Source organism: Mesorhizobium sp. A556, from assembly GCF_054489545.1.
Genome location: NZ_JBTMXA010000004.1, coordinates 75708 through 89567 on the forward strand (window position 1 = coordinate 75708; position 13860 = coordinate 89567).

12 protein-coding genes are annotated in these 13860 nt (G+C 63.0%); 2 read left to right on the forward strand and 10 right to left on the reverse strand.

Going from position 1 to position 13860, the window contains the following annotated elements; genetic code table 11:
• Nucleotides 1–26 precede the first annotated feature (26 nt).
• Both ACX3P0_RS10775 and ACX3P0_RS10780 read right to left on the reverse strand, forming a co-directional pair.
• Nucleotides 27–815, reverse strand: a complete 789-nt coding sequence (locus ACX3P0_RS10775; RefSeq protein ID WP_459079234.1) for a pyrroline-5-carboxylate reductase family protein — start codon at nucleotides 813–815, stop codon at nucleotides 27–29.
• A gap of 77 nt (nucleotides 816–892) precedes the next feature.
• Entirely contained in the window at nucleotides 893–1321 is a 429-nt protein-coding gene (locus ACX3P0_RS10780) for an Lrp/AsnC family transcriptional regulator (protein WP_459088369.1), read from the reverse strand.
• Nucleotides 1322–1437: 116 nt separating this feature from the next.
• On the opposite strand from ACX3P0_RS10780, the gene ACX3P0_RS10785 reads away from it, so the two are divergent.
• On the forward strand, nucleotides 1438–2541 hold the full coding sequence (locus tag ACX3P0_RS10785; protein ID WP_459079235.1) for a saccharopine dehydrogenase family protein: 1104 nt from the start codon (nucleotides 1438–1440) through the stop codon (nucleotides 2539–2541).
• Nucleotides 2542–2823: 282 nt separating this feature from the next.
• Here ACX3P0_RS10785 and lpdA read toward each other — a convergent pair whose 3' ends face one another.
• The 4 genes from lpdA to ACX3P0_RS10805 all read right to left on the reverse strand — a co-directional run bounded on the left by lpdA (nucleotide 2824) and on the right by ACX3P0_RS10805 (nucleotide 8112).
• Nucleotides 2824–4221, reverse strand: a complete 1398-nt coding sequence (gene lpdA, locus ACX3P0_RS10790) for a dihydrolipoyl dehydrogenase (protein ID WP_459088371.1) — start codon at nucleotides 4219–4221, stop codon at nucleotides 2824–2826.
• A gap of 226 nt (nucleotides 4222–4447) precedes the next feature.
• A complete protein-coding gene (locus ACX3P0_RS10795) occupies nucleotides 4448–5863 on the reverse strand; it encodes a dihydrolipoamide acetyltransferase family protein (RefSeq protein ID WP_459088373.1) in 1416 nt (471 codons plus the stop codon).
• Nucleotides 5864–6877: an alpha-ketoacid dehydrogenase subunit beta gene (locus ACX3P0_RS10800; RefSeq protein WP_459079070.1), complete on the reverse strand. Its 1014-nt coding sequence runs from the start codon at nucleotides 6875–6877 to the stop codon at nucleotides 5864–5866. It abuts the gene before it with no gap.
• A 2-nt stretch (nucleotides 6878–6879) separates the two neighbouring features.
• Complete coding sequence (locus tag ACX3P0_RS10805; protein WP_459079071.1) at nucleotides 6880–8112, reverse strand: thiamine pyrophosphate-dependent enzyme; 1233 nt, start codon at nucleotides 8110–8112, stop codon at nucleotides 6880–6882.
• A 268-nt stretch (nucleotides 8113–8380) separates the two neighbouring features.
• On the opposite strand from ACX3P0_RS10805, the gene holA reads away from it, so the two are divergent.
• Nucleotides 8381–9427, forward strand: a complete 1047-nt coding sequence (gene holA, locus ACX3P0_RS10810) for a DNA polymerase III subunit delta (RefSeq protein ID WP_459079072.1) — start codon at nucleotides 8381–8383, stop codon at nucleotides 9425–9427.
• A 131-nt stretch (nucleotides 9428–9558) separates the two neighbouring features.
• On the opposite strand, the gene ACX3P0_RS10815 is transcribed toward holA, so the two are convergent.
• Genes ACX3P0_RS10815 through mnmG form a run of 4 tightly spaced genes read right to left on the reverse strand, consistent with a single transcriptional unit; the run spans nucleotide 9559 to nucleotide 13813 of the window.
• Complete coding sequence (locus ACX3P0_RS10815; RefSeq protein ID WP_459088375.1) at nucleotides 9559–10440, reverse strand: ParB/RepB/Spo0J family partition protein; 882 nt, start codon at nucleotides 10438–10440, stop codon at nucleotides 9559–9561.
• Nucleotides 10441–10474: 34 nt separating this feature from the next.
• Nucleotides 10475–11269 carry a ParA family protein gene (locus ACX3P0_RS10820; RefSeq protein ID WP_459079074.1) on the reverse strand — a complete coding sequence of 265 codons (795 nt, stop codon included), beginning with the start codon at nucleotides 11267–11269 and terminating at the stop codon, nucleotides 10475–10477.
• A gap of 43 nt (nucleotides 11270–11312) precedes the next feature.
• A complete protein-coding gene (gene rsmG, locus ACX3P0_RS10825) occupies nucleotides 11313–11942 on the reverse strand; it encodes a 16S rRNA (guanine(527)-N(7))-methyltransferase RsmG (RefSeq protein ID WP_459088377.1) in 630 nt (209 codons plus the stop codon).
• Nucleotides 11939–13813, reverse strand: coding sequence for a tRNA uridine-5-carboxymethylaminomethyl(34) synthesis enzyme MnmG (mnmG, locus tag ACX3P0_RS10830; RefSeq protein ID WP_459088379.1), 1875 nt, complete (start codon nucleotides 13811–13813; stop codon nucleotides 11939–11941). Before mnmG ends, rsmG begins: the two co-directional genes overlap by 4 nt.
• Between the last annotated feature and the right edge of the window lie 47 nt (nucleotides 13814–13860).

Below are 13860 nucleotides of genomic sequence, written 5' to 3' on the forward strand. Positions count from 1 at the left end.
GCGAATCTGAAAGATCGCGACGTGCTTTAGTCGCGTGAGAGAGACCGGGCTTTCAGGTAAGCGGCTTCGAGCCCGGCCCGCACGGCGGGGCCGAAGCCCAGTTCTCGCATCTTCGAGATCGCGGCAGCCGTCGTGCCACCATAGTCAACGAAGGCCTTGACGGTTTCTGCCGGCGTGGCGTCCTGCGTCTCAAAGATACGTGCGGCCCCGATCAATGTCTGGACGGCTGCCCGGCGCGCCACCTCGGAAGGGATCCCCCGATCGAGCGCGTCGGCAATCATGGCCTCGGCGAGCAGCGCGGGAAAGGCCGGCCCGGAACCCGTCATTCCCGTGAAATAGTCGATCAGGCCTTCGTCGGTTACGAGATCGACGCTGCCGCAGGCTTCAAAGAGAGAACAGACCGTTGCGCTATCGTCGGCCATGTCGGAGTGCATGAAGATCGGCGTATAGGAGGCCCGGACCGTCGCGGCAGCGTTCGGCAGCGCGCGGGCCAGGCGCGTTGCGCCGGTGCGCTGGCGCAGGCTTGCCATCCTGATACCGGCCATGACTGAAATCACCAGCTTTTCGGGGGCCCGGAAGGAAAGCGAGGGCCAGTCGCCCGGCTGGACCGAAACGATGATGATGTCGGACCCGGCGACAAGTTCGACATTGTCCCGTGTCCAGCGCCAGTCGCTCGGCCGGGCTGGCCTGGTTGACCGGTATGAGCAAGTGAGTTTTGCCGGGTCGACGGTCCCTGACGCGACGAGCGATTGAGCAATGGCTGAACCCAGCCACCCGGCTCCACCGATGATTCCGACCCGCTCAACGATCATGATGTCTTGCTCCCGTTTGAACAGCTGGCGCTTTGCCCGGTTTGATACAGACATTTGCATCGCCCGGAATCGCCACGCCGCTAGCGGTCGATTCGTGTCGAGAGAATGATCGAGGAGAGCGTGCGTTCCACTCCCTCCATCGCGCCGATGCGGTCGATCAACGCATCGAGATCGCCGATCGACGGCGACTCCACGATGACGATCATGTCGAAATTGCCGCTCACCGAGTGCAGCGTCTCGACCGACGGCAACGCCCGCAAGCCCGCAACCACCCGGTCGGCGAGCTTTGGCGTCACCGTCAAAAGCACATGCGCCCGCACCAGGCCCTGCTCGTAGTCGCGCGACAGCCGCACGCCGTAGCCGGCAATGACGCCGCGCGCCTCCAGCCGCTCGATGCGGCTTTGCACGGTGGTGCGCGACACGCCAAGCCGGCGCGCCAGTTCGGCCGTCGAGGCGCGCGCGTTTTCGCGCAACAGCGCGAGCAGGGCTTGTTCGGCATTTGTCAGCATTATGACGATCCTTATCGGCGTAATGTCTAAAACAGGGCGTTATATCGACGGATCGCACGCTTCCATTCGTCTGGCAAGCTGCAACGATGGGCGAAACGCACCATTCGGAGGGCACCATGAAGGAAATCGTCATCGTCGGAGCAGGCAAGATCGGCTCCACCATCGCCGCAATGCTGGCGGAAACGGGCGACTACGCCGTCACCATCGTCGATCGCGCCGCCGCCCAGCTCGAGGCGCTCGACCTGCCCAAGGGCGTGACGACGCTGGAATTGGATATCGCCGCCGAAGGCGCGCTCGAAAAAGCGCTGGCTGGCAAGTTCGCCGTCATGAGCGCCGCCCCCTATCACCTGACCACGCGCATCGCCGAAGCGGCCGCAAATGCCGGCGTGCACTATCTCGACCTGACCGAGGACGTCGCCTCGACGCGCCGCGTCAAGGAACTGGCGCGTGACGCCAAGACCGCGTTCATTCCGCAGTGCGGGCTGGCGCCAGGCTTCATCTCCATAGTCGCCAACGATCTCGCCAGCCGCTTCGACACGTTGGAAAGCGTGCGCATGCGCGTCGGCGCGCTACCGCAATATCCGTCGAACGCGCTGAACTACAATCTGACCTGGAGCACGGACGGCGTCATCAACGAATATTGCGAGCCCTGCGAGGCCATCGTCGAGGGCGAACTGGTCGAAGTGCCGCCGCTGGAAGAGCGTGAGGAATTCTCGCTCGACGGCGTCACCTATGAGGCGTTCAACACCTCAGGCGGCCTCGGCACGCTGGCCGAGACGCTGAAAGGCAAGGTGCGCACGCTGAACTACCGCACCATCCGCTATCCCGGCCACGCGGCGATCATGAAGGCGCTCTTGAACGATCTCGGCCTGCGCCACCGCCGCGAGCTGATCAAGGACATCTTTGAAAATGCCTTGCCGGCAACGACGCAGGACGTGGTCATCGTCTTCGTCACCGTTTCGGGCCGCAGACAAGGCCGGCTCATGCAGGAAACCTACGCCAACAAGGTCTATAGCCAGCGCGCTGGCAAGACCGTCCGCAGCGCCATCCAGATCACCACGGCCTCCGGCATCTGCGCCGTGCTCGACATGCTGGCCGACGGCAGCCTACCGGCAACCGGCTTCGTGCGCCAGGAAGACATTTCGCTCGACGCCTTCCTCGCCAACCGGTTCGGGCAGGCCTACGCCCAGCACGAAGCGGTGACACGGCTGGCCAGCTGATTTTTTCTCGACACGCATCGGCGCGGTCAAAAACCGCGCCGTCGCCGACTAGCGGCATAACCATCCCACCTCGTCATTCCGGAAACCAGCGTCAGAGCGTCAGCGACGGCGTGGCTATCCGGGATCCATACCGTGACGATGGCGGTTGGCTGCTGACACGTTCGCGTCTGACCCGGCTGTCGTCACGGCATGGGTCCCGGGTCTCACGGAGCTATGCTCCGATCGCCGGGGATGACGCCGAGACAGTGTTCAGCACCGTTATCTCTGCGGGAGATCGGCTCCTCAAATATGCAGCGCATGCCCCAGCGCCTTTAGCGCCGCTTCCTGAAAGCCTTCGCCCTGCGTCGGGTGCGCGTGGATCGTTCCGGCGATGTCTTCCAGCCGCGCGCCCATTTCCAGCGCCAAGCCGAAGGCGGCCGACAATTCCGAAACACCCTGCCCGACCGCCTGGATGCCCAGCACCAGATGGTTGTCGGCCCGCGCCACGACGCGCACGAACCCGTCCTCGCCCTGTCTGGTCATGGCGCGGCCATTGGCGGCGAACGGAAAGTTTCCAACCTTGACCTCCAGCCCCAGCTTTTTTGCTTCTTCCGGCGACAGGCCGGCGGTGACGAGTTCCGGGTCGGTGAAGCAAACGGCGGGAATCGCCCGCTTGTCCCAGCTTCGCTTGTGGCCGGCGACGATCTCCGCCACCATTTCGCCCTGCGCCATGGCCCGGTGCGCCAGCATCGGCTCCCCGGTGACATCGCCAATGGCAAAGACGCCGCGCATCGAGCTGCGGCACTGGTCGTCGATGCGGATGAATTTTCCGTTCATCGCTAGGTCGATTTCCTCGAGGCCGAAACTGTCCGTTACCGGCCTGCGCCCGACCGTGACGAGCACCTTGTCCGCCCCGATCTTTTGGTCCGTGCCGTCCGCCCCCTCGACCAGCAGCGTATCGCCCTTGGCCGAAAGTCCTTTCGCCTTGGTGCCGGTCAAAACCTTGATGCCGAGTTCTGCAAGCCGCTTTGTCACCGGCCGCGTCAGTTCGGCGTCGTATTGCGCGAGAATGCGCGGCAAAGCTTCGACCACCGTCACCTTGGAGCCGAGTTTGGCCAAGGCGGTGCCGAGTTCAAGCCCGATATAACCGCCGCCAACCACGGCCAGCCTTTTGGGTACTTCCGTCAAGGCCAAAGCGTCCGTGGATGAGATAACCGGCCCGCCGAATGGCAAAAACGGCAATTCGACCGGGGCCGACCCGGTGGCGATCACCACCGTCTCCGCGCGAATTATCTGCATGCCGGTCTCGGTCTCGACCTCGACCGTCTTGCCGTCGCGAAACCTTGCGCGGCCCGGAACCGTCTTGACTCCAGCCTTTTTGAGCAGGCTTGCAACGCCGCCGTTAAGCCGACTAACGATAGAATCTTTCCAGGCGATGGTTTTGGCCAGATCGAGTGTCGGCGCGCTTGTCGAAATCCCAAGCGGGCTGTTTCCCGACGCCAGATGCGAAACCTTGTCGAACTCTTCCGCCGCATGGATCAAGGCCTTTGAAGGGATGCAGCCGACATTGAGGCAGGTGCCGCCCGGCTTGCCCGCCTCGACGATCACCGTATTGATACCAAGCTGGCCGGCACGAATGGCACAGACATAGCCTCCGGGGCCGGCGCCGATGACGAGCAGTTTGCAGGAGATGTCTTTCATCGTGCGTCACTCCCTGGAGCACGAGGCGCTCTACGTTGCCCCCCTCTGGCCTGCCGGCCATCTCCCACTCGAGGGGGGAGATCAGATGGCCGCAATCTTGTCGCCAATTCTGCAATGTCGAGCAGGTACACCGAAGCGCGTGATCTCCCCCCATGCGGGGGAGATGCCCGGCAGGGCAGAGAGGGGCGCGACGGAGTGCGACCGTAGATAGGGTTAAACAACATCCTCACCCCTCCACGAAAATCAGCGCCGGCGTTTCCATCAGCGCCTTGATGCGCTGGATGAACACCGCCGCGTCCCAGCCGTCGATGATCCGGTGATCGAAGCTGGACGACAGGTTCATCATCTTGCGCGGGATGAACTGCGTGCCGTCCCACACCGGGCGAACCATCATCTTGTTGACGCCGATGATCGCCACTTCCGGGTGGTTGATGACCGGCGTCGTCACCACGCCGCCCATCGCGCCAAGCGAAGTAATGGTGATAGTCGAGCCGGAAAGTTCCTCGCGCGTCGCCGTGCCCGATTTCGCGGCCTCGGCAAGCCGGGAAACTTCGGCCCCGCAATCGAAAATGTCGCGCACTTCGGCATGGCGCACCACCGGCACCATCAGGCCGGACGGCGTTTGCGCGGCAATGCCGATATGCACGCCGCCATATTGGCGCACGATGCCGGCCTCGTCGTCGAACAGCGCATTGACCTGCGGCTGCTCGGCAATCGCCCTGACCATCGCCCGCATCAGGAAGGGCAGCAGCGTCAGCTTCACCCGGTCCGCGCGCTTCTCCTTGTTGAGCACTGCGCGCAATTCCTCGAGCGCCGTGACATCGACCTCCTCGACATAAGTGATGTGCGGAATGCGCGACGCCGACAGCGCCATTTTTTCCGCAATTTTTCTTCGCAGGCCGACGATCTTTATCTCTTCGACGGCATCGTTGCGCATGAGCCCCGAGGGTTTGGAGGCTTGAGGTCCGCGCGCCAGAAAAGCCTCGATGTCCTCGTGGCTTATGCGGCCGGCCGGGCCGCCGCCCGGAACTTGACGAAGATCGATGCCGGCTTCCTTGGCACGCAGCCGCACGGCGGGCGACGCAAGCGGTTTTTCGCCTTCGGGGCGAGGTGCGCCTGAGGGGAGAGAGCTTCCCACGGATTTCGCGGCGGGATCGCCATTACCCCCACCCCTAACCCCTCCCCACAAGGAGGAGGGGGATTCTGTTGCGGCCGGTCGCTTTGTTGTCGAAGCAATGTCAAATGGAGTCGCAGCCGGATTGTCTGAGGGGGTGACGTATTCCCCTCCCCCTTGTGGGGGTCCGAAGGATGGGCGAGACCCGTGGCTCGCCCCAGCAGGGATGGGGGTGTCCTGCGCGACCGGAATTGCACTTGCCGCACCCGCCGCGACATTCCCCTCGCCTGCCACCTTCAGCCGAACGATGGGCGAGCCGACCGCGACCGTGTCGCCGATCTCGGCGCCAAGCCAGAGAATCTCGCCTTCGACCGGGGAAGGAATCTCGACGGTCGCCTTATCGGTCATCACGGCGGCCAGCAACGCATCCTCGCGCACCAGGTCGCCTATCTTGACATGCCATTCGACCAGTTCGGCCTCGGCGACGCCTTCACCCACGTCCGGCAGCTTGATGACATGTTCGCCCATCTAAGCCTCCATCGTCTCGACAAGCGCTCGGCCAACGCGGGCCGGCCCCGGAAAATAGTCCCACTCCTGCGCATGCGGATAGGGCGTATCCCAGCCGGCAACCCGCACGACAGGCGCTTCCAGATGGTAGAAACAATGCTCCTGCACCAGCGCGCACAGTTCCGCGCCAAAGCCGGAGGTCAATGTCGCTTCATGCACGACCACGCAGCGCCCGGTCTTTTTCACCGACGTCACGATTGCATCGAGATCGAGCGGCAGCAGCGTGCGCAGGTCGATGATCTCGGCGTCGATGCCGGTTTCCTCGGCCGCCGCCTGCGCCACGTAGACCATGGTTCCATAGGCCAGCACGGTAACGGCGGAGCCGGCCCGGCGGATCGCGGCCTTGCCGAGCGGTACGGTGTAATGCCCGTCCGGCACCTCGCCCAACTCATGCTTGGACCAAGCCGTTACCGGGCGCTCATGATGTCCGTCAAAGGGCCCATTATAGAGCCGTTTAGGTTCCAGGAAGATGACCGGATCCGGGTCTTCGATCGCCGCGATCAGCATGCCCTTGGCGTCATGCGGATTGGACGGCACCACCGTTTTCAGACCGGAGACGTGCGTAAACAAAGCTTCCGGGCTCTGGCTGTGGGTCTGGCCGCCGAAAATGCCGCCGCCGGTCGGCATCCGCACCACGATCGGGCAGGTGAAATCGCCGTTCGAGCGATAGCGCAGCCGAGCCGCTTCCTGGCTAAGCTGGTCGTAGGCAGGAAACATGTAGTCGGCAAACTGGATTTCCACGCAAGGGCGCAGCCCGTAGGCCGCCATGCCGATGGCAGCGCCGACGATACCGGATTCGTTGATCGGCGCATCGAAACAGCGGCTCTTGCCGTATTTCGCCTGCAGCCCCTGCGTACAGCGGAAGACGCCGCCGAAAAAGCCGACATCTTCGCCGAACACAACGACTTTCTCGTCGCGCTCCATGGTCACGTCCATGGCGTCGCGGATGGCCTCGATCATGGTCTTGCGCGGCATGGTCAGACCCCCGCCTGCTGGCGCTGGCGTCGCAGATGCGGCGGCATCTCGGCATAAAGCCCCTCGAACATGTCGCGCGTCGACGGCTTGCCGCCCGAGTGCAGCGTGCCGTGGTTCTCGGCTTCCTTTTGCGCGGCGATCACCGTATCGAGAATTTCCGCCTCGGCTTGGGCATGACGCTCATCGGACCAGACACCGCGCAGAAGCAGATGGTTTTTCAGGCGCATGATCGGATCGCCAAGCGGCCAGGCGTCGGATTCAGTCTTCGGCCGATAGGCGGACGGGTCGTCGGAACTGGAATGCGCGCCGGCACGGTAGGTGACATATTCGATCAGCGTCGGGCCGAAATTGCGGCGCGCCCGCTCAGCGGCCCATTTGGCGACTGCGTGAACCGCGAGATAGTCATTGCCGTCGACGCGCAAGGCGGGAATGCCGAAGCCGAGCCCCCGCGCCGCAAACGTGCCGGCCCCGCCACGCGCGATGCCCTGGAAGGTGGAGATCGCCCACTGGTTATTGACGACGTTCAAGATCACCGGCGCCTTGTAGGTGGACGCGAACACGAGTGCCGAATGGAAGTCAGACTCCGCGGTGGAGCCGTCGCCGATCCAGCCTGCCGCTATCTTCGTGTCGCCGCTGATTGCCGAGGCCATCGCCCAACCGACCGCCTGTATATATTGGGTCGCCAGATTGCCGGAAATCGAAAAGAAACCGTGCTCCTTCGACGAATACATGATCGGAAGCTGGCGGCCCTTCAACGGATCCTTCTCGTTGGAGTAGATCTGGTTCATCATCGTGACCATCGGATAGCCGTCGGCGAGGAGCAGGCCGGCCTGCCGGTAGGTCGGGAAATTCATGTCGCCGGGCGAGAGCGCCTTGCGAAACGCCGTGCTGACCGCCTCCTCGCCCAGATGCTGCATGTAAAACGAGGTCTTGCCCTGGCGCTGCGCCATTTGCATGCGCGTATCGAAGGTCCGCAACGTCATCATGTTGCGCAGGCCTTCGAGCAATTCATCGTCGGTGAGCAGCCCAGCCCACGGCCCGACCGCTTCGCCGGAACGATTGAGCACGCGGATGATGGAAAAGGCGAGGTCGCGGATATCGCGCGGATCGACATCGATCTCCGGACGCGGCACCGATCCGGCTTTGGGGATCGGCACGTTGGAAAAATCCGGCGTACCGCCCGGCCTGACCTCCGGCTCGGGAACATGGAAATGCAGAATTCCAGCGTCGGCCATGGCTGTCACTCCGTTATCACCAGACAGATTGTTGCATATTCGGGCTGCAAGGCCAGCACAAAGCGGAGTCAGTGCCTGTTATGTGTACTGCCTCCCGTCGCGGGCCATTGTGGCAGTAACGGCACGCAATTTCCGGTTTTTCGTAGCAGTCCGCCCGCAACAAACGGCATGCCGGACGCTCCGTTGCGGATCGATTGCTGCGCAAGCGCGCGCTCGCCGGCATGGCAAACCCGTTCACGCTTTCTGCAGAGCGTGATAGGGAGAAAAAATGGCACAGAAGAAAGCGTACGAAGTCGATTCCTGGCTGGCGCGCCCGGACCCGCGCATCTCCATCGTGTTGCTCTACGGTCCAGATCGCGGGCTGGTGGCGGAGCGTGCCCGCATCTTTGCCGGCAAGACCGGCCTGCCGCTCGACGATCCGTTTTCCGTCGTGCGGCTCGACGCCGGCGAAATCGACCGCGACGAAGGCCGCTTGCTGGACGAGGCGCGCACCGTGTCGATGTTTTCGGATCGCCGACTGCTCTGGTTGCGCAATGCGGGTGCCCACAAGCGCCTCGCCGACGATATCAAGCTGCTGGTGGCCGAGCCGCCGCGTGACGCCGTCATTCTGATCGAGGCGGGCGAGCTGAAGAAGGGCGTCGGGTTGCGGGCCGTGGTCGAAGGAGCGGCAAGTGCCATGGCGCTACCGTGCTACGCCGACGAGGACAGGGACATCGATGCGGTTATCGACGACGAGCTGGGCAAGGCCGGCATGACGATAACCATGGAGGCGCGCCAGGCGCTGCGCCGCAATCTCGGCGGCGACCGCCTCGCCTCGCGCGGAGAGATTGAAAAGCTTCTGCTCTATGCCCACGGGGCGCGTGAAATTACGCTGGGCGATGTCAGGGCGATGACCGGGGACATTTCCGGCCAGTCCTTTGACGATGCCGTCGACGCGCTGCTCGAGGGCAGGATAAGCGATTTCGACTCGGCCTTCACCCAGCATTGCCAAAGCGGCAACGGGCAGGCCTTTCTGGTGCTTTCGGCGGCCATGCGCCAGATGCAGGCCATCCAGATTATGCGCGGCGCTGTCGATACCGGCCGGCAGAATGCCGCCGGCGCCGTCGCGGCCCAGAAGCCACCGATTTTCTTTGCCCGGCGCAAGCTGATGGAAAAAGCGGTGGAGCGGTGGAGTGCGGATGCGCTGGCCCGCGCGCTGGCGCGACTTCAGAACGCCGTGCTCCAGACCCGCCAGCGCCAGAACCTGGCCACGGCGCTGGCTCGGCAGGCGCTGCTCGGCATTGCGGTTGAAAGTGCCCGGCTACAACGCCGCTGACGCAGCTTTGATCGGACGGACCGAAGCCCGTCTTCTGCTTGCGGCAAAATAACTAGTCGGCTAAATATATGAAAAATTGGCAGGCAAAACGTGCTCCCAACCGCACCCATCCCGAAATGCGACGGCAGCCCCTATCGTTCCTGCTTCAGCCGGCGGCAGAGATCGTCCAGTTGTTCGAGCGTACGGTAGGTGACGCGGACCTCGCCACCGCCATCCTTGTGCGCTATCGCGACTTTCATGCCGATGGCGTCCGATAAAAGCTTCTCCAGCGCCAGCGTATCGGCATCCTTATGCGTCGGTTCACTTGGCCGCTTCTGCGATGGCGCACCTGCTGGTTGCTGCGCCAATGCCTCGGCCTGCCGCACAGATAGCCCGCCCTCGACGATCCGCCTGGCGAGGCCTGCCGGGTCTTCGGCCGTAACCAGCGTGCGCGCATGCCCGGCCGACAGAGCACCATCGACCACCATGTCACGGATGACATCCGGCAGCTTCAGGAGCCGTAGCGTGTTGGCGACATGGCTGCGGCTCTTGCCGATAACCTGCCCGAGGTCGGCCTGCGTGTAACCGTGGTCGTCGATGAGGTTCTGGTAGCCCAGCGCCTCCTCCACCGCGTTGAGATCCGTGCGCTGGACGTTCTCGATAATCGCCAGTTCCAGCGCCGTGCGATCGTTGACGTCGCGGATAATTACCGGAATGTCAGTCAGGCCGGCCCGCTGCGCCGCCCGCCAGCGGCGCTCGCCGGCAATGATCTCATAGCGGCCCGCCTGCGTCGGCGAGGGCCGGGCTATCACGGGCTGCACAACGCCATGCTCTCGGATGGATTGCGCCAGATCGGTCAGATCGGCATCGCCGAACTGGCGGCGTGGGTTTTTGGGGTTTGGCGACAGGAACTCGATCGGCACGCGCCCGTCTGCCGGCGCCGACTGCCTGTCCGGCTCCGCCGGGCGGTCGATTTCTCCGATCAATGCCGCCAAGCCGCGGCCGAGTCGCTTTCTGGAAGGGTCTTCGTTCATGTCCCGCTCGAATCGTTTCGTAGCCGAATGGATTTCATGCCGCGCGCAGCCTGCGCTCGCGCCGGATCACTTCGGAAGCGAGTTGCAGATAGGCCTGGCTGCCGGTGCATTTGAGGTCATAGAGGATTGCCGGCTTGCCATAGGAAGGGGCCTCGGAAACCCGCACATTGCGCGGGATCACCGTTTCATAGACCTTGTCACCCATATGGGTGCGCACATCCTGCACTACCTGATTGGCAAGATTGTTGCGGCCGTCATACATGGTCAGCACGATGCCCTGGATCGTCAAATCGGGGTTGATGGTGCGCCGAACCTGCTCGACCGTTTCCAGCAACTGGCTCAGCCCCTCCAGCGCGAAGAATTCGCACTGCAGCGGCACCAGCACGGAATCGGCGGCGGCCATCGAATTGAGCGTCAGCAGATTGAGAGACGGCGGGCAGTCGATCAGCACATAAGTGAAATTAGCGGCGCGCTCGAAGGATGCGCGAATGGCGTTGCGCAGGCGCAAGACGCGATCCGGCGCCGTCGACAATTCCATCTCGACCCCGAGCAAATCGAGCGTCGAGGGCACGATCGACAGGCCGGGTACCGCCGTCGGCATCGCCGCTTCCTCGATGCCCAGCGCACCCGTCAGCACATCATAAGACGATACGGAGCGATCGCGGCGTTCGATGCCGAGACCGGTGCTGGCGTTTCCCTGCGGATCGAGGTCGATAATCAACACCTGCTCGCCGATGGCGGCCAGCGCGGTTGCCAGATTGATGGCAGTCGTGGTCTTGCCGACGCCGCCCTTCTGGTTCGCAACTGTGATGATACGGGGTGCGATCATGTTTTTGCCGAAGAATTTGCGTCCATTGCGAGGCTACTGCCCATCATAGCGACCGCAGGTTCCGAATTTCGAGAATGGCGCCTTGCGGGTCGATCATGCTTGCATGTTCTATCAGATCGAAAGACCAGCGTTGAGTGCTTTCTTCCACCTCGCTCCGGTAATCCCGGCCTTTGTGAAAGAGCGCAATTGCCCCACCGGTCAGCCATGGCGCAGCCAGGCCGAGCAGTAACGGCAGCGGCGCGAGCGCTCGAGCGGTGACGATTTGCGGTTCGATAACAAGAGGATAGCTGTGCTCGATACGCCGTGCGTGGACACGCGCCGGCAGATTGAACTGGCCCGTCACCGTCTGCAGGAAGGACGCTTTCTTGCGATTGCTCTCAATCAGGTGAACAACAGCCCCTTGCCGCTCGGCGAGCAGAAAGCCAAGGATCAAGCCCGGAAACCCGCCGCCGGAGCCCAAATCGACCCAGCGATTCGCCGTCGGCGCCAGCCGAAGAAGCTGGGCACTGTCGAGGATATGGCGCTCCCACACGTCCGCCGCCGTAGATCCGGCCACCAGATTGATGCTCCTGTTCCATTTCTGGAACATTTGCTCGAACGTTTGGAGCCGTTCAAATGTTTCACGTGAAACCGGCCCTGCGATGTCGGAAACGGATCGATGAAGCGCGCTCATGCCGCACCCCGGCGCGCCGAGGCTTCCGCGTTGGCCACATGCGCAACGACAAGGGCGAGCGCGGCCGGAGTCATGCCCTCCATACGCTGCGCATCCGCCACAGACCGCGGCAGGCGTTCCATCAGCTTTTGCTTCAGCTCGTTCGATAGGCCGGATATGCCGCCGAAATCGAAATCGGCAGGAATCAAACGGCCTTCCTCGAACCGGATCTGTTCGACACCAGCCTTCTGCCGGTCCAGGTAAACCGCATATTTCGCCTCAGTCTCCAAATGTTCCGCCGTCTTGCTGTCAATCTGCGCGAAGGCCGGATCAAGGCGAGCAAGCCAGGCGACATCGACTCCGGGATAATTCAACAGATCATAGGCGGATCGGCGCACCCCATCCCTGTTGACTTCGAGCCCATGCTTGCCGGCTTCGGTTGGGGTTACGCTGACGGAAACCGCCAATTTACGAGCCATATCCAACCGTTCCCGGCCTTGCTTGAAGCGTTGGCTTCGCTCGTTGGAAACAATGCCCAGGTCTTCAGCCATAGGTGTGAGACGCTCGTCTGCATTGTCGGCCCGTAACGAAAGCCTGAACTCGGCGCGCGACGTGAACATCCGGTAAGGCTCGGCGATGCCGCGGCTGGTCAGATCGTCGATCATCACCCCGATATACGCCTCCGTCCGGCTGAGCATGATAGGCGCGCCATCGGCTGCTAGCCGCGCCGCATTAAGGCCAGCGACCAGCCCTTGGGCCGCGGCCTCTTCATAGCCCGTCGTCCCGTTGATCTGGCCCGCGAGAAACAGTCCGCCCACACGCTTTGCCTCCAACGTCGGTTCCAGTTCGCGCGGGTCGATATGATCGTATTCGATGGCATAACCCGGTTGCAGCATGGCGGCCCGTTCAAGACCGGGGATGGTCTTGAGCAGGTCGAGCTGAACGTCTTCGGGCAGCGACGTGGAAATTCCGTTCGGATAGACGGTGCGATCGTCCAGCCCCTCCGGTTCCAGGAATATCTGATGCCCATCCCGGTCGCCGAACTTGACGATCTTGTCTTCGATCGAAGGACAATACCGTGGCCCGATACCCTGGATCGAGCCGGAATACATGGCCGACCGCCCGAGATTTGCGCGGACAAGGTCATGGGTCGCCGGTGTAGTACGGGTAATTCCGCAATCGATCTGCGGGTTCCGGATCGCATCCGTCATGAGTGAGAAGGGAACTGGATCTTCGTCTGCCGCCTGGCTTGCCAGAGATGCCCAATCGATCGTTCGCCCGTCGAGGCGAGGCGGCGTCCCTGTCTTGAGCCTGCCCAGCGTAAACCCTATCCGCGCCATGGTCGCCGACAGCCCGAGTGAGGCCTGCTCGTTCATGCGCCCAGCCACGATCTTGCGCTCGCCAATATGAATCAGCCCCCGCAAGAACGTCCCGGTGGTCAAGACAACAGCGCCGCACGTAAGACGGCGACCATCACTGAGAATGACCGCCCCGATTCTGCCGTCCACGATCTCGAAATCGAGGACTTCGCCCTCGACAACCTCAAGCCGGGATTGCTCGCGTATCGCTGCCTGCATGGCCAGGCGATACAGTTTTCGGTCCGCCTGCGCCCGTGGGCCGCGAACGGCCGGCCCCTTGCGCCGATTCAGCATACGAAACTGGATGCCGGCCGCGTCGGCAACCCGCGCCATCAACCCGTCCATCGCGTCGACCTCACGCACGAGATGTCCCTTACCGAGGCCACCGATAGCCGGGTTGCAGGACATGACGCCGATCGTGTCAAAGCGCAACGTAACCAACGCCGTATGCGCGCCGGCTCGAGCAGCCGCGCTGGCGGCCTCGCATCCAGCGTGGCCGCCACCGACAACAATGACATCGTAGTTTTCGCGCATGGCGGGCTCCGGGGTTTATCGCGGTGTAATCGGGAACGGCACCGTGT

Coding starts and splice junctions, on each gene's coding strand:
- ACX3P0_RS10795 (WP_459088373.1), bottom strand. CDS start 5,863: ATGGGCGAACATGTCATCAAGCTGCCGGACGTGGGTGAAGGCGTCGCC.
- lpdA (WP_459088371.1), bottom strand. CDS start 4,221: ATGAAAGACATCTCCTGCAAACTGCTCGTCATCGGCGCCGGCCCCGGA.
- mnmG (WP_459088379.1), bottom strand. CDS start 13,813: ATGCGCGAAAACTACGATGTCATTGTTGTCGGTGGCGGCCACGCTGGA.
- ACX3P0_RS10780 (WP_459088369.1), bottom strand. CDS start 1,321: ATGCTGACAAATGCCGAACAAGCCCTGCTCGCGCTGTTGCGCGAAAAC.
- ACX3P0_RS10820 (WP_459079074.1), bottom strand. CDS start 11,269: ATGATCGCACCCCGTATCATCACAGTTGCGAACCAGAAGGGCGGCGTC.
- ACX3P0_RS10785 (WP_459079235.1), top strand. CDS start 1,438: ATGAAGGAAATCGTCATCGTCGGAGCAGGCAAGATCGGCTCCACCATC.
- ACX3P0_RS10800 (WP_459079070.1), bottom strand. CDS start 6,877: ATGCCGCGCAAGACCATGATCGAGGCCATCCGCGACGCCATGGACGTG.
- ACX3P0_RS10815 (WP_459088375.1), bottom strand. CDS start 10,440: ATGAACGAAGACCCTTCCAGAAAGCGACTCGGCCGCGGCTTGGCGGCA.
- ACX3P0_RS10805 (WP_459079071.1), bottom strand. CDS start 8,112: ATGGCCGACGCTGGAATTCTGCATTTCCATGTTCCCGAGCCGGAGGTC.
- rsmG (WP_459088377.1), bottom strand. CDS start 11,942: ATGAGCGCGCTTCATCGATCCGTTTCCGACATCGCAGGGCCGGTTTCA.
- holA (WP_459079072.1), top strand. CDS start 8,381: ATGGCACAGAAGAAAGCGTACGAAGTCGATTCCTGGCTGGCGCGCCCG.